General features: G+C 65.0%; 22 protein-coding genes and 2 pseudogenes. 10 read left to right on the plus strand and 14 right to left on the minus strand.

Annotation, left to right across the window (positions count from 1 at the left end; translation table 11 throughout):
• Positions 1-17: 17 nt before the first annotated feature.
• The 3 genes from PMI42_RS19215 to PMI42_RS19225 all read left to right on the plus strand — a co-directional run bounded on the left by PMI42_RS19215 (position 18) and on the right by PMI42_RS19225 (position 2,251).
• Entirely contained in the window at positions 18-1,193 is a 1,176-nt protein-coding gene (locus tag PMI42_RS19215) for an MFS transporter (RefSeq protein WP_008137115.1), read from the plus strand.
• A gap of 109 nt (positions 1,194-1,302) precedes the next feature.
• Positions 1,303-1,653, plus strand: coding sequence for a hypothetical protein (locus tag PMI42_RS19220; RefSeq protein ID WP_162137419.1), 351 nt, complete (start codon positions 1,303-1,305; stop codon positions 1,651-1,653).
• 172 nt (positions 1,654-1,825) lie between these two features.
• Entirely contained in the window at positions 1,826-2,251 is a 426-nt protein-coding gene (locus PMI42_RS19225) for a hypothetical protein (RefSeq protein WP_085969652.1), read from the plus strand.
• A gap of 146 nt (positions 2,252-2,397) precedes the next feature.
• On the opposite strand, the gene PMI42_RS19230 is transcribed toward PMI42_RS19225, so the two are convergent.
• Positions 2,398-3,333: a LysR family transcriptional regulator gene (locus PMI42_RS19230; protein ID WP_008137121.1), complete on the minus strand. Its 936-nt coding sequence runs from the start codon at positions 3,331-3,333 to the stop codon at positions 2,398-2,400.
• A 107-nt stretch (positions 3,334-3,440) separates the two neighbouring features.
• Here PMI42_RS19230 and PMI42_RS19235 point away from each other — a divergent pair, with 107 nt between their 5' ends.
• Positions 3,441-3,854, plus strand: coding sequence for a hypothetical protein (locus PMI42_RS19235; protein WP_008137123.1), 414 nt, complete (start codon positions 3,441-3,443; stop codon positions 3,852-3,854).
• Between the two features lie 119 nt (positions 3,855-3,973).
• Here the strand turns inward: PMI42_RS19235 and PMI42_RS19240 are convergent, their stop codons facing one another.
• The 4 genes from PMI42_RS19240 to PMI42_RS19255 all read right to left on the minus strand — a co-directional run bounded on the left by PMI42_RS19240 (position 3,974) and on the right by PMI42_RS19255 (position 9,397).
• Complete coding sequence (locus PMI42_RS19240) at positions 3,974-5,356, minus strand: carbohydrate porin (protein ID WP_008137125.1); 1,383 nt, start codon at positions 5,354-5,356, stop codon at positions 3,974-3,976.
• A gap of 583 nt (positions 5,357-5,939) precedes the next feature.
• On the minus strand, positions 5,940-6,524 hold the full coding sequence (locus tag PMI42_RS19245) for a DUF1254 domain-containing protein (protein ID WP_008137127.1): 585 nt from the start codon (positions 6,522-6,524) through the stop codon (positions 5,940-5,942).
• Positions 6,521-7,099, minus strand: a complete 579-nt coding sequence (locus tag PMI42_RS19250; protein ID WP_008137129.1) for a DUF1214 domain-containing protein — start codon at positions 7,097-7,099, stop codon at positions 6,521-6,523. The genes PMI42_RS19245 and PMI42_RS19250 overlap by 4 nt, the downstream gene beginning before the upstream one ends.
• A gap of 9 nt (positions 7,100-7,108) precedes the next feature.
• The gene (locus PMI42_RS19255; RefSeq protein WP_008137131.1) at positions 7,109-9,397 is read right to left on the minus strand and encodes a transglycosylase domain-containing protein; all 2,289 of its coding nucleotides are present in this window, start codon (positions 9,395-9,397) and stop codon (positions 7,109-7,111) included.
• Between the two features lie 293 nt (positions 9,398-9,690).
• Here PMI42_RS19255 and PMI42_RS19260 point away from each other — a divergent pair, with 293 nt between their 5' ends.
• The gene (locus tag PMI42_RS19260; RefSeq protein ID WP_008137133.1) at positions 9,691-10,206 is read left to right on the plus strand and encodes a YcgN family cysteine cluster protein; all 516 of its coding nucleotides are present in this window, start codon (positions 9,691-9,693) and stop codon (positions 10,204-10,206) included.
• A gap of 153 nt (positions 10,207-10,359) precedes the next feature.
• Complete coding sequence (locus PMI42_RS19265) at positions 10,360-11,946, plus strand: MDR family MFS transporter (RefSeq protein ID WP_008137135.1); 1,587 nt, start codon at positions 10,360-10,362, stop codon at positions 11,944-11,946.
• Positions 11,947-11,964: 18 nt separating this feature from the next.
• On the opposite strand, the pseudogene PMI42_RS19270 reads toward PMI42_RS19265, so the two are convergent.
• Positions 11,965-13,608: pseudogene (locus PMI42_RS19270) on the minus strand (thiamine pyrophosphate-requiring protein); the annotation flags it as partial.
• A 188-nt stretch (positions 13,609-13,796) separates the two neighbouring features.
• On the opposite strand from PMI42_RS19270, the gene PMI42_RS19275 reads away from it, so the two are divergent.
• Positions 13,797-14,204 carry a hypothetical protein gene (locus PMI42_RS19275; RefSeq protein ID WP_008137139.1) on the plus strand — a complete coding sequence of 136 codons (408 nt, stop codon included), beginning with the start codon at positions 13,797-13,799 and terminating at the stop codon, positions 14,202-14,204.
• Between the two features lie 109 nt (positions 14,205-14,313).
• Here the strand turns inward: PMI42_RS19275 and PMI42_RS19280 are convergent, their stop codons facing one another.
• From PMI42_RS19280 to ku, 8 genes are all read right to left on the minus strand, one after another.
• Positions 14,314-14,724: a hypothetical protein gene (locus PMI42_RS19280; protein WP_008137140.1), complete on the minus strand. Its 411-nt coding sequence runs from the start codon at positions 14,722-14,724 to the stop codon at positions 14,314-14,316.
• 946 nt (positions 14,725-15,670) lie between these two features.
• Positions 15,671-17,266 (minus strand): MBL fold metallo-hydrolase, encoded by a 1,596-nt coding sequence (locus tag PMI42_RS19285; RefSeq protein WP_008137142.1) that lies wholly within the window; start codon positions 17,264-17,266, stop codon positions 15,671-15,673.
• Positions 17,263-18,183 carry a ribose-phosphate pyrophosphokinase gene (locus PMI42_RS19290; RefSeq protein ID WP_008137146.1) on the minus strand — a complete coding sequence of 307 codons (921 nt, stop codon included), beginning with the start codon at positions 18,181-18,183 and terminating at the stop codon, positions 17,263-17,265. Before PMI42_RS19290 ends, PMI42_RS19285 begins: the two co-directional genes overlap by 4 nt.
• Positions 18,180-19,721, minus strand: a complete 1,542-nt coding sequence (locus PMI42_RS19295; RefSeq protein WP_008137147.1) for a thymidine phosphorylase family protein — start codon at positions 19,719-19,721, stop codon at positions 18,180-18,182. Before PMI42_RS19295 ends, PMI42_RS19290 begins: the two co-directional genes overlap by 4 nt.
• Positions 19,722-19,820: 99 nt before the next feature.
• The gene (locus PMI42_RS19300; protein ID WP_008137150.1) at positions 19,821-19,985 is read right to left on the minus strand and encodes a Flp family type IVb pilin; all 165 of its coding nucleotides are present in this window, start codon (positions 19,983-19,985) and stop codon (positions 19,821-19,823) included.
• A 194-nt stretch (positions 19,986-20,179) separates the two neighbouring features.
• A complete protein-coding gene (locus PMI42_RS19305; RefSeq protein ID WP_008137153.1) occupies positions 20,180-20,362 on the minus strand; it encodes a hypothetical protein in 183 nt (60 codons plus the stop codon).
• 150 nt (positions 20,363-20,512) lie between these two features.
• Positions 20,513-20,749 (minus strand): hypothetical protein, encoded by a 237-nt coding sequence (locus PMI42_RS19310; RefSeq protein WP_008137155.1) that lies wholly within the window; start codon positions 20,747-20,749, stop codon positions 20,513-20,515.
• Positions 20,750-20,807: 58 nt separating this feature from the next.
• The gene (ku, locus tag PMI42_RS19315) at positions 20,808-21,791 is read right to left on the minus strand and encodes a non-homologous end joining protein Ku (RefSeq protein WP_008137156.1); all 984 of its coding nucleotides are present in this window, start codon (positions 21,789-21,791) and stop codon (positions 20,808-20,810) included.
• A 235-nt stretch (positions 21,792-22,026) separates the two neighbouring features.
• Between ku and PMI42_RS40080 the strand changes: the two genes are divergently transcribed.
• The 3 genes and pseudogenes from PMI42_RS40080 to PMI42_RS19330 form a co-directional block, all read left to right on the plus strand.
• The gene (locus PMI42_RS40080; protein WP_008137159.1) at positions 22,027-22,182 is read left to right on the plus strand and encodes a hypothetical protein; all 156 of its coding nucleotides are present in this window, start codon (positions 22,027-22,029) and stop codon (positions 22,180-22,182) included.
• 230 nt (positions 22,183-22,412) lie between these two features.
• Positions 22,413-23,084, plus strand: coding sequence for a response regulator transcription factor (locus tag PMI42_RS19325; protein ID WP_008137160.1), 672 nt, complete (start codon positions 22,413-22,415; stop codon positions 23,082-23,084).
• A 92-nt stretch (positions 23,085-23,176) separates the two neighbouring features.
• Positions 23,177-23,394: pseudogene (locus PMI42_RS19330) on the plus strand (sensor histidine kinase); the annotation flags it as partial.

Here is a 23,394-nt window from a genome sequence, read left to right on the forward strand (position 1 = left end):
GGTCTCTGATTGTCGTGATGTGCCTCGGCCAGGTCGGCAATTTGCTGCCGCATGTGACTTTGTCCGCCAATCTGGCGCAGCATTTGATGCCGGCATGGGGCCTCTCGGCCGCCGAAGGCGGTCTGATGGCGAGCGGCTACGCGTTCGGCTACATGCTCGCAGTCCCCGTGCTGACGACATTGACCGACCGGATCGACGCTCGGCTCGTGCTGTTCTGGGGCTCGATCGTCAGCGGACTGGCGACCGCCGCATTCGGCATCTTCGCGCAGGGATTCTGGTCCGCGACCGCGATCTGGTCCCTTGCAGGACTTGGGTTTGCCGGCGCTTACATGCCGGGCCTGAAGGCCCTGACGGACCGGCTTCCTGCCGGCGATACTTCGAGGGCCGTCACGCTGTACACGTCGAGCTTCTCGGTCGGTGTCGGTCTGTCGTTCCTGGTTGCGCAGGTGATCGCCGACCGCTGGGGATGGCGGACGGCTTTCCTTGTCACCGGCTTCGGACCGATTGCGATGGTCGTCGCATGCCTTCTGATGCAGGCGCAGCGGCCCGCGCCGAAGGCGGGGCGTCTGCTCGACTTCGCGCCCGTTTTCGCCAACCGCGAAGCGCTCGGATACATCTTCGGCTACGGCGCCCACTGCTTCGAACTCTACGGCATCCGTACCTGGCTGGTCGGGTTCTGGACCTTCGTCGTCACCCATCAAGGCGCGCCGTCGTGGCTCAGCCCCGTCGTGCTGAGCTTCTGCTTCGCAGTGATCTCGATGCCCGCCAGCATCCTCGGCAACGAGGCCGCGCTGAAATTCGGACGGCATCGGGCGATCACGGTCGTGATGATCGCGTCGGCTTGCGTTGCGCTCGTCATCGGCCTCAACGCGACGGCCCCCGCTTGGATGCTCGCACTGCTGCTGCTCATCTATGGCCTGACCGTGCCGGCCGATTCCGGCGCGTTGACGGCCGGCATGTCGGCCGCCGCAGTGTCCGAGCATCGTGGTGCAACTCTGGCTTTGCATTCGACGGTAGGCTTCGGCCTGTCAGCACTCGGCGCGTGGGGGGCTGGCGCCGCGGACGCGGCCGGTGGTCCGCAGAGCGCGACCGGCTGGCTGCTGGTGTTCATCGTGCTCGCGGCCGGAATTGCGGTGGGGCCGCTGGTGCTGCTGTGGGCGCGCGCGACTCAATCCGGGAAGCTGCGATCGTGAACGGGAGACAGCAGGAACGATGGTTCCCCGGGCGGGTTGACGGTAACGTTCAACCCGCAGAGCCCAATGCATGCAGTTGTTTCCCAATCGGTTGCTCCTCCTCTGGAGCTTGCCGGTCATCATTTTCCTCGGCGGCTGCGACGCGAAGCCCGAATGCGACTCCCCTGAAACGCGAAAGGCCGTCCTCGACGCTGTCTCGGACGATCATCGCAATCCGCTGGTCGATTTCGCCGCGAAGAATTCGACCGCGAAGGCGAGCCTGGAGAGCAAGAAGCCGCTCTATCTTCTCGGCGAGAAGATCGTGACGTCTTCGTCCAGCAACGGCAAGCGAACCCTGCAATGCAGCGGCGCGATTTCTGTCGCCGTGGGGGATGTAAAGGCCTCGAAGGAGATCGAATTTTCCGTCCAGAAATCGAAGGACGGCAAGCTCTCCGTGGCGGTCACGCCATTCCAGTTTTAAGGCGTCGGTTGGGTTTGGGCGTGCGGCATTGTTCCGCGTTTTTGTGCCGCGAAGTCGGGAAGATTCTGCAACGTCAGTTGTCCACACCCACGACGGGCAGTATCGAAGTGCAGATCGCACCCACTAGCCATCGATAATTTGCCAACGCCGTCGGCGTCGTCTTGATGGCGGCATGGGTACCAAATCACGCGAGGTCATCTGGAGCGGCCGGATCATGGGCGCGGAGATTTCCGCCAAGCATGCCCGCGAGGAGGCGAAGAAGGCCGTGCGCGAGGCCGACCGTGCCGAAGCCGAAGCCTGGTCGGTTCGCATGGAAGGCTACGGCGGCCCCTCGCAGCCGTCTCCGACGATCGCGCAATGCCTCAACGGCGGCATGGGCTGGCTGGAGGTCGAGTGCAACAGGTGCAAGACGCGTGCGAGCCTGCCGCTTGATGCGATCCGCCGGCCGCGCGATACGCCGATCTGGAAGCTGGAGGCCTCGCTCAAGTGCCGATCATGCCGTAAAGGCCGCCATGCGCCACCCGTCCACATGATCAAGCTGACGGCAACGCGAAGCATCACGCCCTACAAATGGGTGCATCCGACTGAGGAGCGGTAGGATTGGCGAACTCCTGCGGAGTGAGCCGTTGATGAGGATTTGGTACTGCGGGGCGAATAGCAGTTCGACTACGAAAGTATCTCCTCCTCGTCATTGCGAGCGCAGCGAAGCAATCCGGAGTCTTTCCGCGGAGGGACTTCGATGCTTCACATCGCCTTGTCGCTGAACGCGGCGGGAAGCGTCGCGAGGAACGACATGACGCGCTGTGTGCGCAGGGGCGGGCGGCGGTCGGAGGTGCGCAGCATCCATAGGGGCTCTCCGGACGCGCGCCATGGCGCAAGCACTTCGACCAGCCGGCCGGTGCGAAGGTCTTCCTGGACGAGCCACGCCGGCCCCCAGCCGACCCCAAACCCATTTACCAACAAAGCGAGCGAAGCGTGCGCGTCGTCGCAAATGTGCTTGGGCTTGGGCGTGACGCGAATAGGTCCCTTGCCGCGCGGGTCGGCAAAGCGCCAGGTCAGGATCTGACCATTCGCAGGATTCCGGAAGCCGACGTGATCGTGCGCGGAAAGTTCATATGGTGTCACCGGCGCGCCGCGCGCCTTCAGATAGGCGGGCGAGGCGCAAGCGATCCAGGAGAACGTGCAAAGCCGCCGCACCTGATGGCCGGGCGCGCGGTCGATGGACCCTGAGCGGATCGCGATATCGACGCCTTCCGCCGCGAGATCGAGAAGCTCGTTGCGGAATTTGACCTCGATCTCGATTTCCGGCCGTTCCCGCAGGAACGCGGGCAGTCGCGGCAGAATGCAGGCGCGCGCGAACGAGGCTGGGGCGGTCACGCGCACCCGTCCGCCATCGTCGCGCGCGACTTCGCCGAGCGCGGATTGGACGTGGGCGAGACTTTCGACCAACGCGCGTCCCGCCGCCATCAGCCTGTCACCCTCTTCGGTCAGCGCCAACGAATGGGTGGAGCGATGCAAAAGCCGCAACCCGCGAGCCTTTTCGAAGCGGGCCACTGCCTTGGACATCGCCGAGGTGGTCGTCCCCGCCCGCCGCGCGGCTTCGGCGAAGGAGCCCGCCTCGACGACGCGGACGAAGGCGAGAAGACGCGAGAGGTCGGGAGGGAAGGTTGTTGTGGACATACGGTCCACATAGTCATGGCTGCGAGGTCACTACAAGAGCCATTTCCGAACGGCTAGATTGACAACGTCAGCGCGCATTCTGCAGCGCTGGAAGCGCGGGACGTCCCATGAACCTCATCGAAATCACCCTGCAAGCCCTTGATGCCGCCGAGCGCGCAATTCCCCCCGGCCAGCCGGTTTATATGCTTAACCTGCTGCGCTACCGCGCGCATGCGCGTTATGAGGACGGATTCGACGCCGCGCCCTGCTCGGGCCGCGAAGCCTTTGATGAACGCTACAGGCCGGCATTCCGGCGTCTCGCGGCCGGCAAGCCGCTGGTGCGGATGTTTTCCGGGCCGTTCCTGGCAAGCCTCGTCGGTTCGCCGGGCGAACGCTGGGACGAAGCGGCGATCAATGAATACGGCGATTTCGCCACCTTCCGCTCGATCGTCGAGACCGAGACCTATCGGCGCGAAGTCGCTCCGCATCGACACGCCGCGCTCGAAGATTTCCGGCTGTTCGCGCTCGCCAGGACGATGTGAACGCATCGAGGCGACGGCCTCTGTATTCGCCTTCGCGAAGAGGCGGAGAAGGCCGGGTGTGAGGCCGACTGTGCCGAAGCCTGGTCGGTCCGCACGGAATGCTACGTGCCTCCGGGTCTTCAGAATTTCACGACGGTTCGTAGGCCGAAAACGGATGCGTCCTTGAGACGGACGCCGCGGGCACCACTTATCGGGTCGGTCGCGCCGCCGCCGGGATGGCGAACAAACTGGAAATTGGGTTGGACCGTGAGGCCTGAACGCACTTCGTACTGATAGACGGTCGTGAACAGAGCCTCCGAGCTCCGCACCGGCCAATTCGACCCGAGCGTCATTTGAAAGTCGCGATCGAGGGCTTGCACGGTTGGCGACACATGCGCGTACGCGATCGAAATGCCGAATTTATCATGCGGATGCGTCTCATTGAGACCAATGAACTCGAAGCCACCGTCAGCGTAATAGTCGATCAGATTCCTTGCCGGAGGACTATAGGAGGCCCGGGCGAAAACGCCGACACCACGATCGTCGTCGTCACCGACACGAAACAGCTTCTGCTCGAACACGGCATAGATGCCATAATTGCCGCTGAGGCTCGCAGGAGTCCCCGAACTGGCGGGATTCGCGAGCGAGAGACCGGCCGTGTCAAATCTCTCGTCGTAGAAACTGCCGAAGTGCCGCCAACCGCCGAGTTTCAGCTTGCCGTCCAGGCCTGGGTCGCCCTTCCTGGCGTTCCATTGAAATTGAGCCTCGTAAAGAACCAGCGGGGGATCGTTGATCCGGAAGTTCACCCCGTAACGATTGCGAAGCTGAGGATCGCCCGTACCGGGGCCAGCCGGATCTCCGTCGAACATTGCGGCGGCCAACGTCAGATGATCGGTGACGTCGGCGCGCAAACGAGCACCTAGCGCCGCGAGCGGCGGCGAAGGCCCTCCGCTCGGCATGTTCAGCGCAAATATGGCGGGCCAACCGAGCGAAGCGTTCGTAAAGACGTCGGTGTATTTGGAGTTCGCGAATTCCGAGTCGGCCGCAAGTTGTCCCGCCCGGAGTGCGATCTTGTCGTCATTCCACTTCTTCTCGAACCATACCTCGTAGAGGCGGGTTGCTGGCAATGCTTCGATTCCGCTGACGTCGAGATAGTTGAGGAGGGAGCCGCGCGATAATCCTCCACCGTCGATGCGAAAGACATTGGCATGAAACGTCATGCCCGGGATGCCGACGAGCTTTTGAAGGTCGGCATCGGCAGCAAAGTTGAAGCGGTCTTCGTAGACCGAGCCGCGCTTTGCGCCTCCCGACGGATTGCCAAGGACTTCGCCGATGTAAGTGACCGCGAACTTGAGGCCTTGTCTCTCGAACGGATTTGGCAGGAGCCCAAGCGTCGATTCCTGAACCGTACTCTCTCCGGTGTCGGGATCGTTTGGCTTCAGGTCGTCGGTTTTCTTGTCCTCTTGCGCGGCTGCTGCCGCGCAGAAGGCCATCAAAAAAACCACGCTTACCCATCCGCGCATGCCGTACCGGCCTCCTGCGCCATTGTTGCAACTGTCAGGGCGCGGTGGCAACCAAATGCGATGGCGCTGTGTATGGAACAGCACAGCAGCCGCGGGGCTGAAGGCTTCAATCGTCCGCGGCGCCGCCCATAGGACGCTCCGGGGTGATCTCTTCGTCCTCGGCAGCTCGTTGTGCTGCGCTTCGGCATCAGATCGAGCTCGATCACCTTCCGGCCGGAGCGGCCGACGCCTCGATCAAGCCGGCCCGGATAGGCTCCAGATAGCCGGGTTTTACCTACTGGATTCCTCGGTCATCGCGATCACTGCTGCGACATGAAAAACCCGCGCCGGATTGCTCAGCGCGGGTGACGAACTTTCGATGATGCCATTATGCCACTGTTTTGCCCGACGGGTCAAGTTGTTTTCGGTAAAACAGCAATTTCGCGTTCCAGCGGCGAGTTCGGTTCTCCTCTCGCGCTGCTCGATGCCGGAGGTTTTTGCGATCGAGATGAGTGTTGGATTAGCTTAATGATTTCAACACACCCGCTACTGTGCATGGGGTTGTTTTCAGTTTTTGTCTTGAGCGCGCCGAAACGCCCGCGCGTCAGCGCCGTCCGCGCGGCGCCTCGGCCTTGGCCGGCTGCTCGGTCTGCGGGCCGCAGCTCGCGGCGGCGAGCGAGCCTTGCGCCTGCGGCATCAGGCCGGGCTCGGCGGCGAGCGCCTTCATCACGATCAGGCCGGTCGTGCTCGGCGAGTCGATGATCAGGCGGTCGGCCGCGGTGACCTCCTCGTCCTCGGGCAGGCCGTTGTGCTGGGCTTCCGTCATCAAGTCGAGCTCGATCACCTTCTTGCCGGCGGAGCGGTCGTTGATGGCGTAATAGGCGATCTCGTTGCGGGTGTAGAACGACACCGAGGTGTAGGCCTGGCTCACCGGCACGGTGAGCTTGATCGGTCCGTCCGAGAGATCATAGCGGCAGATCGCCAGCGCAAAGGCCGGGTCCATGAACGGCATCGGCGAGGTGTTGGGATCGGCGAGCGGAAGCTGCGTCACGCCGTTGAGCCTGGTCATCGGCGTCAGCCGCGAATAGGCGTCCTGCGTTGCGATCCGCGGCAGCGCCAGCACGCTGACGAGGTGGACCACGAGGCCCAGCACCACGCCCGCAAGGATGGTGAAGGCGAGCCGGATCATGAGCAGCCCACCGTCGAGATCGTCGGCATCGGCGCATCGCGCTGGGTGCGCGTCGCGACGCCGACCGGCGTGTCGTAGAGGCGCAGCATCAGCGCGTAGCGCTCGATGCCGCCGGTCGGCAGCCAGTTGCCGGCGCGCGAGCGCGAGGCGATGCGGATCTCGAACGAGCCGTCGGACTGCCGCACGATCTCCTGGCTGGTGAAGCCGTAGCGCTGCAGCGAATTGGCGACGAGATGCCCCTTGCGGTCATACAGCGTCAGCGTCCAGAACCGCGCCGGCGGCGTCACGCCGGAGACGACCACGTCGCAGCGGCCGTCGAGCGCCTTCTTCCTGTCGTCGGCGGTCGCGGTGAAGGCGACGCCGTCGCCGGTGCCGATCGGCAACTCGCCGTTGCGCACGATGGTGGCGCGCGAATAGGGATCGACGTCGGCGGTGCCGGTGCGCGGCCGCGCGGTCCAGGCGCCGATGGTGAGCGCGCCGATCTCGGTGCCGCGCGTCGTCGTCATCCAGGTCGCGCCGACGCCGACTACGCTCGCGAGCAGAAGGGCCGTCAATGTGATCAGGATCAGCCGCACTGGTTTCGATCAGTTCTTGCGTGGGGCGGATGCGTTCGCATTTTCTTCCGCATAGTTCTGCGGGAAGGCGAGCGCGCTCGTCGACGACGCGGGCTTGGCGGGCTTGCCGTCGCCGGATGCCGATTTGGTCGCGGTCCTGGCCGCATCGTCGAGCAGCTTCTCGACGCGCACCAGGATGTCGGCGCCGCGCTTGGTCAGCACCGGCGGCGGACCGGGCTTGGTCTCCAGCACCTTCGGCGCCGCATTGGCCTGGGCGTTGGCGACCCGCTCCGGCGGCAGCTTCGTGCCCATGCCGATGCCGGCAATCTCCCGGACCTCGACGCCCTGATGGGCGGCGACCATGATGTCGTGCCAGGTCTGCGCCGGCAGCGAGCCGCCGGTCATGCGGTTGGTCGGCGAGTAATCGTCATTGCCGTACCAGACCGCGCAGGTGAAATTGCCGGTGTAGCCGACGAACCAGGCGTCGCGATACGCATTGGTCGTGCCGGTCTTGCCGGCGGTCGGAATGCCGTCGAGCGCGGCGCGGCGCGCGGTGCCTTCGCTGACGACGTGGCTCATCATGCCCGCCATGTCGGCGGCGACGGAGGCCGGGATCGCCTGCTTCGGCTTCGGGCCGTCGCGGTCCCAGCGCCAGACGAGGTCGCCGGCGCCGGTGCGCACTTCCAGCACCGAATGCGGCGTCACGGCCTTGCCCCTGTTGGGGAAGGTCGCGTAGGCGACGGCGTGCTCGAGCACGGTAACTTCATCCGAGCCGATCGGCAGCGACGGCGTGTCGGGCAGCGGCGCCTTGAGGCCGAAGCGGCGCGCGACCTCGACGATCTTGGCGCGGCCGACCTTGGCGGGGTTCTGCGCTTTCGGCTCGTTCTTCTGGCCGATCGCGATCGACAGCTTGACGGGCACGACGTTGATCGAGCGCGTGATCGCCTGCGTCAGCGTCACCGCGCCGGAATAGGAATGGCCATAGTTCTGCGGGCACCAATTGCCGATGCAGACCGGGCCGTCGACCACGATCGAGTTCGGCGTGAAGCCGTTGAGCAGCGCGGTGGTGTAGACGTAGGGCTTGAACGACGAGCCGGGTTGGCGATAGGCGTCGACGGCGCGGTTGAACTGGCTGGCGCCGTAGTCGCGGCCGCCGACCATGGCGCGGATGCCGCCGTCGAGATCGGAGACGACGGTCGCCGCCTGCGTGGCGTGATAATCGCGGCCGAACTGGCGCAGCTGGTTCTCGATCGCGTCTTCGGCGGCCTTCTGCACATTGGCGTCGATCGCAAGGCGCACCACGAAGACGCGCTCGGTGTAGGATTTCGGGAAGGTGTCGACCAGCTTGCGCATCTCGTCGAAGGCGTAGTCGAGATAATAGTTCGGCGAGGCCTCGTCGCGGCGGTCGACGGCGAAGGCCGGGTTGCGGCGGGCGCCGAACACCTGGCCCTCGGTCATGAAGCCGGCATCGACGAGGTTGTCGAGCACGACGTTGGCGCGGGCGCGGGCGGCGGGCAGGTTGATGTGCGGGGCGTATTTCGTCGGCGCCTTGAACAGGCCGGCGAGCATCGCCGCTTCCGACAGCGTCACGTCGCGCGCGGACTTGTTGAAGTAGAAATGCGCGGCGCCGTCGACGCCGAAGGTGCCGCCGCCCATATAGGCGCGGTCGAGATACAGCTTGAGGATCTCGTTCTTGGTCAGGCGCCATTCCAGCCAGACCGCGAGGAAGGCCTCGTTGACCTTGCGCTCGATGGTGCGCTCGTTGCTCAGGAACAGGTTTTTCGCGAGCTGCTGGGTGATCGAGGAGCCGCCCTGGCGGACGCCGCCGGCCTGGGCGTTGGTCACGAGCGCGCGCGCGGTGCCGGCGATGTCGATCCCGAAATGCTCGTAGAAGCGGCGGTCTTCGGTCGCCAGCGTCGCCTTGATCAGGACGTCGGGAAAATCTTCCAGCGGGATCGAGTCGTTGTGCTTGATGCCGCGGCTGCCGATCGGGTTGCCGTAGCGGTCGAGGAAGGTCACGGCGAGATCGGACTTCTTCAGCCAGTCCTCGTCCGCGGTCTCGCGGAAGGCGGGGATGGCGAGCGTCAGCATCAGCACCAGGCCGCCGAGCCCGAGGGTCGCGGCCTCCGACAGCGGCTCGATGAACACCCAGCGCTTCCACCGCCCGACATAGAAGCGGTCCATGAAGGTCGAGTAGCGCTCGTAGAGCTCGCGGATGCCCTTGGCCGAGGAGAACAGCGAGGAGTCGATGCGTGCGTCGAGGTCCAGAAAGAAATTCCGGACGCGGCTCTTCCAGTTGGATGGTGTGTTCTGGACCACCTAGAACCCTTGAGGCTCGCTTCGACAGCGTTCAAGCACCCGGTCGGGGCGGCATCGAGACGTCTTGCGGGAATGTTGCGGCAAACCCAAGGCGCCCGGTTCGCGTCCGAGGGGACTTGCCGTTCCTTCTAGCCGAGCAGGGCCTATAAACCAATGGTCAGGCTCGCGATTTTGAACAACAGGACTAATTGAACCCCGGTTCAATACGGGCCACATGGGGGCGTTGCTTGCAGCATCAGGCCCGCACGCCCTAGATGGGATCAGCCGTAGCTCTTTCGAAATTGTTGAGGCGCATGACCGCAGCTCCCAAACGACCTTCAGGCCAGGAAGGATTCTTCTGGAAAACCAAGACGTTGGAAGAGATGTCGGGGCCCGAATGGGAAAGCCTGTGCGACGGCTGCGGCCGCTGCTGCCTGAACAAGCTCGAGGACGAGGATACCGGCGACATCTATTTCACCCATGTCGGCTGCAAGCTGCTTGATGGGGCGACCTGCGGCTGCAAGGACTACCCGAATCGGTCCGACAAGGTTCCGGACTGCGTCCGCCTGACCCCTGCCAATGTCCGCACCCTGAACTGGCTGCCGCCGAGCTGCGGCTACAAGCTCGTTGCCGAGGGCCGCGACCTCTATTGGTGGCATCCGCTGGTGTCAGGTGATCCCAACACCGTGCACGAGGCCGGTGTCTCCGTGCGCGGCCGGGTCGAGGGCAGCGAGGTGGAGATTCCGGACGACGAGCTCGAGAACCACATCGTGCAATGGCCGGCGCTGCTGCCGAAACGGGCCCGCCTGAAGCGACGCCCGAAGGACTGATCCGCCGCACACGCGATCACTTGTTCGGGATGGCCCAGGGGTGGGATGCACCCATGCGCCGCGGTGCCTGCCCGAGAAGAACTTTCCTCTCTACATTGCCTGCATAGAACGAATCCTTCGCGGCGTTGCGCCGCCTCACGGCTTCCGATCGAGATGAACAAGTTCGACCGGCAGAGCAGTTCTGCCGACATTCAGACGTTGCCTGACGATATCGCCGAAGAGCTGTCGCGCCTTCCGAGCGAGGTCATCAGCGTCGATGACGCGCCGTCCATCGCGCCGCCGGTGCCGCTGACCTCCGACGAGGTCCGCACCATCGTCATCAGCCTGATGCTGACGATGTTCCTGGCTGCCCTCGACCAGACCATCGTGGCCACCGCGCTGCCGACCATCGGGCGCCAGTTCCAGGACGTCTCGAACCTGTCCTGGGTGATCACGGCCTATCTGCTCGCCTCGACCGCGGTCGCGCCGGTGTTCGGCACGCTCAGCGACATCTACGGCCGCCGTGTCATGATCATCATCTCGCTCAGCCTGTTCGTGGCGGGCTCGGTGCTGTGCGCGATCGCGCCCAACATGCCGATGCTGATTCTGGCGCGCGGCCTCCAGGGCCTCGGCGGCGGCGGCATCATGCCTGTCGTGCAGACGGTCATCTCCGACGTCGTGAGCCCGCGTGAACGCGGGCAATATCAGGCCTATTTCTCCAGCGTCTGGATGGTCGGCGGCATCTTGGGCCCGGTCATCGGCGGCGTGTTCGCAGAACATCTGCACTGGTCGATGATCTTCTGGATCAACCTGCCGCTCGCGGCGGCGGCGATCACGATGCTGCTGCCGAAGATGAAGAAGATCCCGGTGTTCCACCGCAAGCGCAAGGTCGACTGGCTCGGCGGCGTGCTGCTGATGGCCTCCGCCGTCGTCTTCATGCTGGTGCTGACCTGGGGCGGCACGCGCTATCCCTGGCTCTCGCCGACCGTGCTTGCGATGGTGGGCGGCGCCGTCGCGCTTGCGGTCAGCTTCGTCTGGCACGCGCGCCGCGCCGACGAGCCGTTCCTGCCGCTGAAGCTGTTGACGGGATCGGTGGCGCCGTTCGCGCTGACGGCCGGCGGCTGCGGGCTCGGTGCGATCACCGGCCTCACCGTGCAGCTGCCGCTGTATTACGAGTCGGTCTATCATCTCAGCGCCAGCGAGGCCGGCCTTGCGCTGATCCCGCTCGCGGCGGTCTCGACCGTCGGCGCGGCCGTCGCCGGCCGCACCATGGCGCGTGCCAAGCACTACAAGCGCGTCGCCATCGTCGGCACGTCGTGGGCCGCGATCTGCGCGCTCGGCCTCACGGTGACGACCTTGCCGCTCTGGGGGCTCCTGACGCTGATGGCGGCGTTCGCGCTCGGCCTCGGCACGACCTTTCCGGTCTGCGTGGTCTCGCTGCAAAATTCGGTCGCGCGTCCGCAAGTCGGCACCATCACCGGCGCGATGAACTTCTTCCGCTCGCTGATGTCCTCGTTCACGGTCGCGGCCTTCGCGGCGATCCTGCTGATCGCGCTCGGCACTGACATCCCGCTCGCTGGTGAGCATCACGCCGCCGGCAGCATTCCTGCGATCCCCGCCGACGACATGCGGCACGCGTTCCGCTACGTCTTCGGCGCCGCCACCGCGTTGATGGCTACCGCCTCGCTCTGCCTGATCATGATGGAGGAGCGGCCGCTGGCAGGTCCCTCCGTCACGCAGCCGGTGGAGATGGCGGAGTAGGGGACGGCGCGGGCCGGCTCACGTGCCCGGCCGCGACACTTCGGTCTCCTTGCTGGTGATGAACTCCAGCAGCACAGGGATGCCTTCCTGGGTCTTCTGGATGCCGCGCTTGATCGCGGGGATGATGTCCTCCGGCTTCGTCACCCGTTCGCCATAGCCGCCGAAGGCGCGCGCCATCGCGGCGTAGTCGCCGGAAATGTCGGTCGAGCGATATTTTTCCGTCGAGATCGGCATCACCTTCAGCTCGATCGCCATCGAGAAATTGTTCAGCAGGATCGACATGATCGGGATGCGCTCGCGCACCGCGGTCTCGAAATCCATCCCCGTGAAGCCGATCGCCGCATCGCCCCAGACATTGATGCAGAGCTTGTCGGGCTTGGCGAGCTTGGCACCCATGGCGAGGCCCAGGCCGTAACCGAGCTGGGTGGTCTTGCCCCAGCCGAGATAAGAGAGCGGTGTGATCGCCTTCCAGAACGGCGAGAGCTGGTCGCGCGGGCTGCCGGCATCATGCGTGATGATGGTGTTGTCGATGTCGACGGTGTTTTGCAGGTCCCACAGCACGCGATAGGGATTGAGCGGGGCGTCATTGCTGGTCAGCTTCGGCATCCATTTCGCCAGCCATTCCTCGTGCGAGGCGGCGATCTCGGCCGCGACTGCGGACGCATCGCGATCCTTGGTGACGGTCTTGCCGATTTCCTCCAGCAGCGCATCGAGCACGAGGCCGGCATCGCCGACGAGACCGATCCTGGCTTCCACATCCTTGTTGAGATGGTTCGGATCGAGCGTCGAATGGATGATGGTTTTTCCCTTCGGCATCGCGATGCCAAAGCTGGTCTCGGTGAAGGAGCAGCCGATGCCGAAGATGACGTCGGCATCAGTGAGGAACTTCGGCACCGCGCGCGGCACCGCAAGGCCGCCGGAGCCGAGCGAGAGCGGATGCGTCTCCGGAAACGACGATTTGCCGCCGAGACTGGTGGTCACCGGAATCGCAAGCCGCTCGGCCAGCCGCTTCAGCTGCGGCCAGGCCTGCGCGTAATGCACGCCCTGGCCGGCATAGATCACCGGCCGTTTTGCATTCACGAGCAGGACGGCGGCCTCCTTCACGTGCACGGGGTCGGCGCCAGTGCGGGTGCGCAGCACCGGCGTGTAGCTCAAGGGCTCCGGCACCTCCTCGTTCCACATGTCGGCGGGGATCTCGACGATTACGGGGCCGCCGCGGCCGTTCTTCAGCTTTGTGAAGGCACGGCGGAAGATGTTGGTGACCTCCGCGGCCAGGATGATCGGCTCGGACGATTTCGAGAACGGCCTCATCGCCTCGCTGGAATTGAAGTTCGGCTCGATATGCGCGAGCCTGCGCTGATAGCCCATCGGCAGCACCAGCACGGGCACGGATTCGCCAAAGCATTGCGCGACGCCGCCCATCGCATTCTCCGCGCCGGGCCCGTGCTGCATGCAGAACGCGCCGATCGTGCGCCCCGAGGTCACGCGCGAGATCGCATCCGCCATGTGCACGCCGACGCGCTCCTGCCGCACCATCACCGGGCGGATCTCGGCCTTGGCCGCATGTTCGATCAGATGGTTGACGGGATAACCGCAGAGGATCTCGATCCCCTCGCGCCGCATGATTTCTGCGATCGCAGTGCCGAGCTTCATGGCGTCTCTCTCCCTGGCAAGGCCGGTTGATCCGGCTGGTTGGGGGAGAGAGGATCAGGAAATCGGGGGAGCGTAAAGCACGGGCGGGCGCCTAAGCGGCGGGGCAGGCATGCGGGACGGTGTCTCAAGTAAGGCCCCGAGTTCGGCAAGAGTTTTGCAGCGTAGCGCAGGATTCCCGGGAAACATTCGGAGGTGACATGACTGACAGCGTGCGCGATCTTTTCGATCGCTGGGAACGGGTCTGGCACGAAGGCCAATATGGCCTGATCCCGGACTGCGTCGGATCTCACTACATCCGTCACGACGAGAAGGGCGACCGGACCGTCACGCGCGACGACTACACCACAGAATTGCAGGCCGTTCACAAGGACCGGCCGGGCATCCGGGTCGTGGTCTACGATCACGCCTTGACGACCGATCGCGCCTGGTTCCGCTTTGCATTCGTCTGGCCCGATTCCACAACCGGCGAAAAGCGCAGTCGTGCCGGCATGCAGGCCTACCGCATTGACGACGGCAGGCTGGCCGAGACCTGGATCACGATGCTCGGCCTCGGCACCACATGGGCCGATGAGCCTCAGGAGCGATGGACCAGTCGCAAGGGATGAGACGTCCCGTAGCCCGGATGGAGCGCAGCGCAATCCGGGACATCTGCATCCGCGAGCGCCGGCCCCGGATTTCGCTGCGCTCCATCCGGGCTACGAAATGCCTTTGTTGTTACTTGCAGCTTTTGCAGATCGTCAGCTTGCGTTTCAACGCCTCGTCTTCCTGATCGATCAGTTGCTGGGCCGCAGTGCCTTTTGGATCGGGATCGGACTTGGCGGCCCTGGCTGCGCGCGACACCACGGGTCGCGTCGCCTGATCCGGTGTGTCATTGTCGTCGTTGCCGACACTGAAGCCGTCATAGTCGGCGGCAGGATTCGGCGCTTGCGGAAGTCCGCCGGTTGCGGGAGTCGACGACACCCTGTCGGACGCTGCCGGGGAATTCCTGGCGTTCGCCCGTGGCGGCGACGCCTTGGGCGGCGCGAGCGACACCGGCGGCGTCGTTGAGGTCTGTCCTCTCGCGCCGTCGTGCGGCCAGATGCCAACAAGCATGAGGCTGAGAGCCAGGAGCGTCACGCTTCTCATCTGCGTCCTTCAAGCAAGCTTCGGTTCGATCATTGATAGCACCGTAGCCCGGATGGAGCGAAGCGCAATACGGGTCCGCTGCGTCCGTTGGAACTGGGCCCCGGATTACGCTGCGCTTCAACCGGCCTACGATCCCTAGCGTTGCCCGTCGGGCAAAACACCCCAGCGCTCGGTCAATCGCCGTCTCTTAAAATATTCGTCTTTACAGAAATTCTGTTTTGCCGTACAGCTCTGGACATCCCGGCCCGCCACAGGGGCGTTTCGCGATCGTCACGAGACGAGGTCGGGATGCGGTGGCCGCGACGGCGTCGGCGCGTGATGTGGGGTGCAGGGCGGAGATCCCGTGAGCAGCCGCAGGCGCGATACGACACGGCGCCGACAGCGTTCCTGTTCGGTCTCGACGGCGAGCGCACGCCAGCCGTCGGGAATTGCGGACGGGATGTGCGCGGACGGAGAAGTCGTGTGGTCCTGACGCCCGGGGTCTGTGCGTCAAGTCCTGTGGTGATGTGGCGGCCAACCGGTGCGCGCATTAGTCATCCGCTGGGGCGACGGGGGCAATAGTGCATCGCTCCCCGGGGAGAGCACGAAGGACACCGTTAAAACCATCCGCGCAGGGAAGGCCGGGCGACCGGCACACCTGTCGTCCACCCCCGTGCGCGTTCTCCAGCACACGCGGGACTTCGGGTGCCAGCCGGCGCCCGGCCTTCCCTGCGCCCTTGTTCTGATGAGGGCGAAAGCAGAGAGCAAAGCTCGGGCGAAACCGCCGCGAGAACGCGAAAGTGTGTCAGCGAATGCAAAGGCGAGACGAAAGGGTCATGTGATCGCCAACCCTCCGTCATTGCGAGCACAGCGAAGCAATCCAGGCTGTCGCCGCGGAAAGACTCCTGGATTGCTTCGCTACGAGTCTGCGGAGACGGCAGTGCCTCCAATCAGGTCCAGCGCAAAACTATTCTTTCTCCAACAATGCCCGCCGCAGCCTGCGGATGATGACGCCGCGGGCGCGGTCGTCGGCGGCGGCTGCGACCTTGTCGCTGATGTCGAGCATCAGCTCCGACATCTCGTTGTGCCAGTCCAGATGCGTGACGGCCTCGGGCGCGAGGCGGCGGCGACGGTCGACGTCGAGGAGGCGCGGCTCAGGCACCGCGAGCTCGTAGATGTCGTCCAGCACCGGCTGATAGATTTTGGCGGCCGGAAGAATCCGTTCGGACAGACGTTCGGCAAGACCGGCGATCGCGTCCTGTTCGCCGTGGGTGAGAAACAGGCCGCGGGCGATCGGGCGGCGCGCCGCGATCCAGCCGGCGATGCCGGCCGCGTCGGCATGGCCGGAATATTCGTCGATCATGCGGATGCGGGCGGCGACCCTGATCTCCTCGCCCTGGATCCGCACGGCCTTGGCGCCGTCCTGGAGGAAGCGGCCGAGCGTGCCGTGTGCCTGGAAGCCGGAGAGCAGCACGGTGGCGCGCTCGTTCCACAGCCAGCGCTTGAGGTGGTGGCGGATGCGGCCAGCGTCGCACATGCCGCTGGCGGCGATGATGATGTGAAAGCCGGTCAGGCGCATGACCGCCTTGCTCTCGGCAACCGTCTCGGTGAATTTGAGATGCGGCGAGTTGAGCAGGCGATCGACGTCGACGCCGGGATCGAGGCTCGCGGCGTGCTGGCGGAAAACCTCGGTGGCGTGGATCGCGAGCGGGGAATCCAGGAAGATCGGCGCCGCCGGAACCTCGCCGCGCTCCATCAGGTGGACGATGTCGACGATCAGTTCCTGGGTCCGCTCGACCGCGAAGGCGGGGATCAGCAGCGCGCCCTTGGCCGCGGCGGCTTCGCGGATCTCGCCGGCGAGATGCTGCCGGCGCTGCTCGGGCGTGGTGACGGCGCGCACGCGGTCGCCATAGGTGGACTCGGAGATGACGTAGTCGAGGTCCACGGGGGCCTGAGGATCGGGCTGGAGCAGCTTTGCTTCCGGCCCGACGTCGCCGGAGAGCAGCACGCGCAATGGCCGCTGCTCGCCGGCCTCGGCGAATTCCAGCTCGATCGAGGCGGAGCCAAGCAAATGGCCGGCGTTCCAGTAACGTGCGCGAACGCCGGGGATCACGTCGGCCCAGCGTTCATAGTCGACAGGGCGGAACGATTGCAGCGATGCGGTCGCGTCGGCCTGCGTATAGATCGGCGCCACCTCCTTCCGCCGTCGCGCCGCATTGCGGCGGTTGAGCTGCGCGACTTCGGACTCCTGGATGTTGCCGGCGTCCGGCAGCATCCAGGAGCAGAGGTCGATCGTGCCGCGCGTTGCCAGGATCGGCCCGGCAAATCCCTCGCGCACCAGCTTGGGCAGCAATCCGCTGTGGTCGATATGGGCGTGCGTGAGCAACACCGCATCGATGTCGGCGGGGCGGAAAGGAAAGGCGCCGTAATTGAGGGCCTTGAGCGTCTTCTGTCCCTGAAACAGGCCGCAATCGACCAGGAAGCGCCCGGTCGCGGTCTGGAACAGATAGCTCGATCCGGTCACGGTGCGGGCGGCGCCGCAAAATCGAACGGTCACGCTCATGTCGTGGTCTCCGGCGGATGTTTCGGATCGAGCTCGCGCCTGAGGGCCGCGGCCAGAATGTCGTCGAGCGCGATCGCGTTGGTCGGATGCGGCACGCTGTCGCTGGAACGAATCGAGCGGATGCCCGCGTCGGTGAACGCGGCGATCATCGCGGGTGGAAACAGCGCGTGCGTCACGATCGCATCGACGGCGGTTGCGCCCATCGCGTGCAATGTCTTCGCCGCGACCATCAGCGTCGTCCCGGAGGAGACGATGTCGTCAACCAGCAACGCCGGCCGTCCCGCCAGCAGGGGCGCATCGGCAAGATCGATCTCCACGGAGCGGTCGCCGTGCCGCGCCTTTCGTGCGACGGTGTGCTGCAGGCCGAGCCGTGCCGCGAGGTCTTTCACCCAGGGCTCGGATTCGGCATCGGGGCCGATCACGACGGTTGCGGGATCGATGCCGGCTTTCGCCAGCGCGTTCGCAATCGCCGGCATCGCCGACAGGTTTTCGGCGGCGATGCCGGGAAACACGGTGGCAATGTCTGGGGTGCGATGCAGATGCGCATCCACGGTGACGACGCGGTCCACGATCTGCGCAAGCAGGCCGCCGATGGCGCGCTGGCTGATGGCTTCGCCCGCATGAAACGCAATGTCCTGCCGCATGTAGCAGAGGTAGGGCGCGACCAGCACCAGCCGCTTGGCGCCGCCGCGTCGCAGCGCCTCTGCGGCGAACAGCAGCGCGATCAGCTTGTCGTTGGGCTGGTCGAGCGCGGCGTAGAGGATGGTGGTGTCGGCCGCGGGGGCGACCGTGACGCGCAGCTCGCCGTCCGGGAAGCGGTGCACGGTGATCTCGTCGCAGCCAAGCCCGAGGCGCGCCGCAAGACGCCTGGCTGCCTCGGTGCCGAAGGGCAGGGTCTGGAATGCGATCTTGCTCACGACGCGGTCTTGCCGGGGAGAGCGTCATGACCGTTGACGGCGTAGCCGCTGTCCGTCGCGGCGGCGGAGGCAGCCAGATCATGCTCGGGCCGGTCGAAGGCGTAGACGCGATAGAGCGGCTCGCCCTGCTCGACGCGCTCGCCGATCTTCTTGAACAGGCGGATGCCCGCGCCCTTGTCCAGCGGTGCGCCGGCGGTGCGGGCGAGGCGGTTCATCCGCAGGCAATCGATCGCGGAGACCACGCCGTCATGCGCCGCCTTGACGTCGAAGCCGAGCGATCCCAGCTCGGTGTTGCATGTCGATGGGCCCTGGGCGTCGATGATCTTCTGCATCTGCTTCAATGCCGCGCCGCTGTCGAGCAGCTCGCGCGCCCGCGCATAGCCGGCGCCGCCGCGCAGCCTCGGATCGTATTCCAGCAGATGAGCGGCGAGCCGCAGCGATTTTTCGCGCAGGTCGCGCGGCGCATCCTTCTCGTTGCCGAGCACCGCCATCACGTCATTGGCCTCGAGCACCGGTCCGATGCCGTTGCCGATCGGCTGGCTTCCGTCGGTCGTGATCACCTCGACGGTACGGCCGAAGCGGTCGCCGACGAATTCGAACAATTTTCGCAGCCGCATCGCCTCGACGCCGCCGGTGACTTTTGCGGTCGGCCCGACCGGAATGTCGATCAACAGATGCGTCGAGCCCGCCGCGATCTTCTTGGACATGATCGAGGCGACCATCTGCTCGCGGGTATCGAGGCTCAACGGCCGCTCGACCGAGATCAGGACGTCGTCGGCCGGCGACAAATTCACGTGCCCGCCCCAGATCAGGCAGCCGTTGCAGGCCGAGACGATCGCCTTCATCTCCTCGACGCCGACATTCACCCGCGCCAGCACCTCCATCGTGTCGGCGGTGCCGGCGGGCGAGGTGATGGCGCGCGAGGAGGTCTTGGGGATCGGCAGGCCGTGCGCAGCGACGATCGGCACCACCACCATCGAGGTGCGATTGCCGGGAATGCCGCCGATGCAGTGCTTGTCGACGACAATCGGGGCCGGCCAGACCAATTGCGTGCCGGCCTCGGCCATCGCGCCGGTGAGGGAGAGAAGCTCATCGCTGGTGATGAAGCTCGCCGAACCGATCAGGAAGGCGGCGATCTCCATGTCGGAGTAGCGGTAATGCGCGAGGTCGTTGATGATCGCGCCGATCTCGGCCTGGCTCAAGGTTCGCCCGTGGATCTTCGCGCGCACCGCTTCCAGGCTCTCCGGCGGCGAGGCGGGCGTCACGGCGACGCGCGTGCCGACCGGTTCGGCGAAACGGCGGTATGCGGGCTCGGAGAGGCCGATCTCGTCCTGGGCCACCAGCGCGTCGTCATCCGTGATCAGGAGCGTCGCCAGCAGCACCTTGCCATCGAGACGGAGCTCGACGCGGCTGAAGCCGCGAAAGATCTCCGCGCGCAGCGCCTTCGACTGCCTGGAGATGACGACGACGTTCTCGCGGCCGGTATCGAGGCGGACGCGGCGGATTTTCAGTCGGGAGTGCGGGAGATCTGGATGCATGGGCGCGCCGGCAGGAAAAAGCTCCTGCCTCCATGCTTAGCCGTCGTCGCGCTGGTGCTTTTGACCCAGATCATGGTCCAGGACGCAGGTCAGCCGGGGTTACTTCACCGCCGCGCTGATCGAGTTGAACTTGCCGTTCAGCAGGGCGCTTCCCGTATTGTTCACAGCGGTGATGATCGCGAGCGCGATGCCGGTGGCGATCAGGCAATACTCGATGGCGGTGGCACCATTCTCATCTGCAAGAAATGACTTGAGCAATGCCATCGTCAACTCCTGTTCATCCGTCCAACGTAGGCCGGCGCCGTTTTCGGAAGGGTAAATTGATTCATTAACTTTTTGTGGGGCGCACGCGGGCGCCAAAGTGCAGGCGGGATGGTCCCGACCTCAGGTCTTATATGTTGCCATTCGTTGACTTAAGGTTTCATCACCCAATTCGGGTGGATTTGACGGTGTCCCTCTCAGGACTTGATCCGGCCTCCAGGTGCGGTCTTGCCCGCCCGTTTCAGCACCGCTGCGAGGCGCCCGACCAGCTCGCGCATGACGCGCGGCTGCGACCGCGCCGCGCTGTCGGTGAGGTGCTTGTCCTCGGTGGTGTCGTTCACGAGGCCGATATAGTTCTTTCTGGCGTCCCGCTGCGGCACGGCGTGCAAATCCTGGTTCGACCGACGGCGCGACCATGTCGTACGCAACGGGAATCGACGGTTAATTTTGTCTTCCGTAGGATTACTTGGCGCCTTGCGGACGGCGGGCTGCCGCCGAAACCGATGCCGCGGTTTAACGGATTGTTGATGCTACTTGCGGCGAGCGTCCGCGTTCAGCGCGCGCAGCATCGCGATGCGGGCGAACATCATCCAGCCGCCGCCGGTCTCGGCTGCCTTGATCAGGGCCTCGATCGCGGTCTGCCAGTGGCCCATGTGCTGCGCGTCCTCGGGCATTTGCATGATCAGATCGGCGGCCTGCTGCAGCGTCCGCAGCTTGCGCCGGCCGCGCAGGGAGATGGGATCGTCGAATGCCGCCGACCAGGGCATGTCAGGCCGGCCGGTCGACGAGGGGAGAGATCACGACGCGATCGACGGCTGTGCGCTGCTAGCCGGCCTTCTTCGCCCGTGCCGGCGCGCGCACCGGCTTGTCGGCCTTCTTCGAAGGAGCTTTCGCTGCAGTATCCTTGCCGCCCTTGCCCGATATCGGCAGCAGCATCTCGCGCTGGCCCTCGACGCGCTTCTTCGGCTTCTTGCCCTTGACGGTCTCCTTGGCGGTCTCCTTGGCGACCTTCGCGGCCGGAGCAGAAACCTTCTCGTTCGCGATGCTCTTCTTCAGCGCGTCCATCAAATTGATGACGTTGCCGCCGCTCTTGGGCGCGGCCTTGGCCGTGATCGGCATGCCCGAGCGCTTCTTGTTGATGAGGTCGATCAGCGCGGTCTCGTAATGGTCCTCGAACAGCTCCGGCTCAAACGCACCGGACTTCTTCTCGACGATGTGCTTGGCGAGGTCGAGCATGTCCTTGGTCAGCTTCACGTCCTGGATGTCGTCGAAATAGTCCTTCTCGCTGCGTACCTCGTAGGGGTAGCGCAGCAGCGTGCCCATCAGGCCGCTCTCGAGTGGCTCCAGCGCGATGATGTGCTCGCGGTTGGTCAGCACCACGCGGCCGATCGCGACCTTGTCCATGCTGCGGATGGTCTCGCGGATCACCGCGAAGGCGTCATGGCCGACCTTGCCGTCGGGCACGAGGTAATAGGGGCGGATCAGATAGCGGCTGTCGATGTCGGTCTTCGGCACGAACTCGTCGATCTCGATCGTGTGCGTGGAGTCGAGCGCGATGTCGTCAAGCTCGTCCTTGGTGACCTCGATGTAGGTGTCGGTGTCGACCTTGTAGCCCTTGACGATGTCCTCGGACGTCACCTCGTCGCCGGTCTCGGCGTCGACCTTGAGGTACTTGATGCGGTGGCCGGTCTTGCGGTTGATCTGGTTGAACGAGACCTTCTCGGTATCCGAAGTGGCCGGATAGAGCGCGACCGGGCAGGTCACGAGCGACAAACGCAGAAAACCCTTCCAATTGGCGCGGGGGGCCATGGGCTACTCCAAACGCAACAGGGACAGACTTATGAGGATACCATCGGGGAACATCGAATCATACACGGCACGGCACGGAATCTTGCAACTGCGTTAACCGGTCGCCGGGCGCATGGTTGCGGCCCGATCGCATGGCAAAAAGCCGGAACATCATATCGGATCGGGCGTTGGCTGGGATACAGGCGGCGAGGGCGCCGCTCAAAACCGGTGGCGACATCTGAAGATCGAGGGCATCATGGCACCCACCCGAGAGCAGAACCGTATCGTCGAAACTGCCACGGAGGCGCGCCAGGGCGAACCTGGGCCGTCGGTGGCGGCGCTGCTCGCCATCTCGACCGGGCTTGCGATCCTGATCCTCGCCGTCGTCTGGTTCGTGTTCTTCCGAACCTGACGGGACGGATTCGACCGGCCGAGACCTTCCGACTCGCCGCGCCACGCGGCACATTGCGCCCGCCATGCCACAGGACTCGTCCGGTGGCCTGGCGGGCGCAGTCGTATCGGTGCGTGAGAGCTCGTATATGACCAAAAAGTAACGCGCCCGGTTCCCCGTGTTCATATTCAGTTCACGCCGGAATTGCTCATCTGGTGCAGTGTTCATGCGGCCTATTTCTGGAGAGAAGCGTGCGCCTGCTCGTTGTTGAGGACGACCCCGATCTCAATCGTCAGCTCACCAAGGCGCTGACGGACGCCGGCTATGTCGTCGACCGCGCCTTCGACGGAGAGGAGGGGCACTATCTCGGCGACAACGAGCCCTATGACGCCGTGGTGCTCGACATCGGCCTGCCGAAGAAGGACGGCATCTCGGTGCTGGAAGCCTGGCGCCGCAACGGCCGCACCATGCCGGTGCTGATCCTCACCGCGCGCGACCGCTGGAGCGACAAGGTCCAGGGCTTCGATGCCGGCGCCGACGACTATGTCGCAAAGCCGTTCCACCTGGAGGAGGTGCTGGCGCGCATCCGCGCGCTGCTGCGCCGCTCCACCGGCCACGCCCAGAGCGAGCTCTCCTGCGGTCCCGTCACGCTCGACACCAGGACCGGCCGGGTCAGCGTGTCAGGCAATCCGGTCAAGATGACCTCGCACGAATATCGGCTTCTGGCCTATTTGATGCACCATTCCGGGCGCGTCGTCTCTCGCACCGAGCTGGTCGAGCATCTCTACGACCAGGATTTCGACCGGGACTCCAACACGATTGAGGTCTTCGTCGGCCGCATTCGCAAGAAGCTCGACGTCGATATCATCCAGACCGTCCGCGGCCTCGGCTATCTCCTGACCCCGCCCACAGCGGGGGCTTGAGGCCCATTGGTCTTGACGGGAGGCCGAACAGGGGCCTTGGTCCGGTCATGACGTCCGACACCATGCCACCCCGCGCCTCCGGGATCATTCCGATGCCCGCCAGCTCGCTTGCCAACCGCCTGTTCCTGTCGGCGACGGCGTGGCTCGTGGTGATCCTGGCCATAACAGGCGTGGTGCTGTCGTCGGTCTACAAGAACGCCACCGAGCGCGCCTTCGACCGCCGCCTCAATCTCTATCTGCGCACCCTGATCGCCGAAGTTGCGACCCCCGACGAGCCGCCGGACCGCCAGTTTCAGTCGCTCCGCGAGCG

The organism is Bradyrhizobium sp. YR681 (assembly GCF_000282615.1).
Lineage (GTDB): Bacteria > Pseudomonadota > Alphaproteobacteria > Rhizobiales > Xanthobacteraceae > Bradyrhizobium.

Excerpts from the sequence above, each read along its gene's own strand:
- PMI42_RS19260 (WP_008137133.1), top strand. The coding sequence starts at position 9,691 with ATGACCGCAGCTCCCAAACGACCTTCAGGCCAGGAAGGATTCTTCTGG.
- PMI42_RS19300 (WP_008137150.1), bottom strand. The coding sequence starts at position 19,985 with ATGGCATTGCTCAAGTCATTTCTTGCAGATGAGAATGGTGCCACCGCC.
- PMI42_RS19240 (WP_008137125.1), bottom strand. The coding sequence starts at position 5,356 with ATGCGCGGATGGGTAAGCGTGGTTTTTTTGATGGCCTTCTGCGCGGCA.
- PMI42_RS19295 (WP_008137147.1), bottom strand. The coding sequence starts at position 19,721 with ATGCATCCAGATCTCCCGCACTCCCGACTGAAAATCCGCCGCGTCCGC.
- PMI42_RS19310 (WP_008137155.1), bottom strand. The coding sequence starts at position 20,749 with ATGCCCTGGTCGGCGGCATTCGACGATCCCATCTCCCTGCGCGGCCGG.
- PMI42_RS19235 (WP_008137123.1), top strand. The coding sequence starts at position 3,441 with ATGAACCTCATCGAAATCACCCTGCAAGCCCTTGATGCCGCCGAGCGC.
- ku (WP_008137156.1), bottom strand. The coding sequence starts at position 21,791 with ATGGCCCCCCGCGCCAATTGGAAGGGTTTTCTGCGTTTGTCGCTCGTG.
- PMI42_RS19265 (WP_008137135.1), top strand. The coding sequence starts at position 10,360 with ATGAACAAGTTCGACCGGCAGAGCAGTTCTGCCGACATTCAGACGTTG.
- PMI42_RS19215 (WP_008137115.1), top strand. The coding sequence starts at position 18 with ATGTGCCTCGGCCAGGTCGGCAATTTGCTGCCGCATGTGACTTTGTCC.
- PMI42_RS19275 (WP_008137139.1), top strand. The coding sequence starts at position 13,797 with ATGACTGACAGCGTGCGCGATCTTTTCGATCGCTGGGAACGGGTCTGG.
- PMI42_RS19245 (WP_008137127.1), bottom strand. The coding sequence starts at position 6,524 with ATGATCCGGCTCGCCTTCACCATCCTTGCGGGCGTGGTGCTGGGCCTC.
- PMI42_RS19280 (WP_008137140.1), bottom strand. The coding sequence starts at position 14,724 with ATGAGAAGCGTGACGCTCCTGGCTCTCAGCCTCATGCTTGTTGGCATC.
- PMI42_RS19225 (WP_085969652.1), top strand. The coding sequence starts at position 1,826 with ATGGGTACCAAATCACGCGAGGTCATCTGGAGCGGCCGGATCATGGGC.
- PMI42_RS19230 (WP_008137121.1), bottom strand. The coding sequence starts at position 3,333 with ATGTCCACAACAACCTTCCCTCCCGACCTCTCGCGTCTTCTCGCCTTC.
- PMI42_RS19285 (WP_008137142.1), bottom strand. The coding sequence starts at position 17,266 with ATGAGCGTGACCGTTCGATTTTGCGGCGCCGCCCGCACCGTGACCGGA.
- PMI42_RS40080 (WP_008137159.1), top strand. The coding sequence starts at position 22,027 with ATGGCACCCACCCGAGAGCAGAACCGTATCGTCGAAACTGCCACGGAG.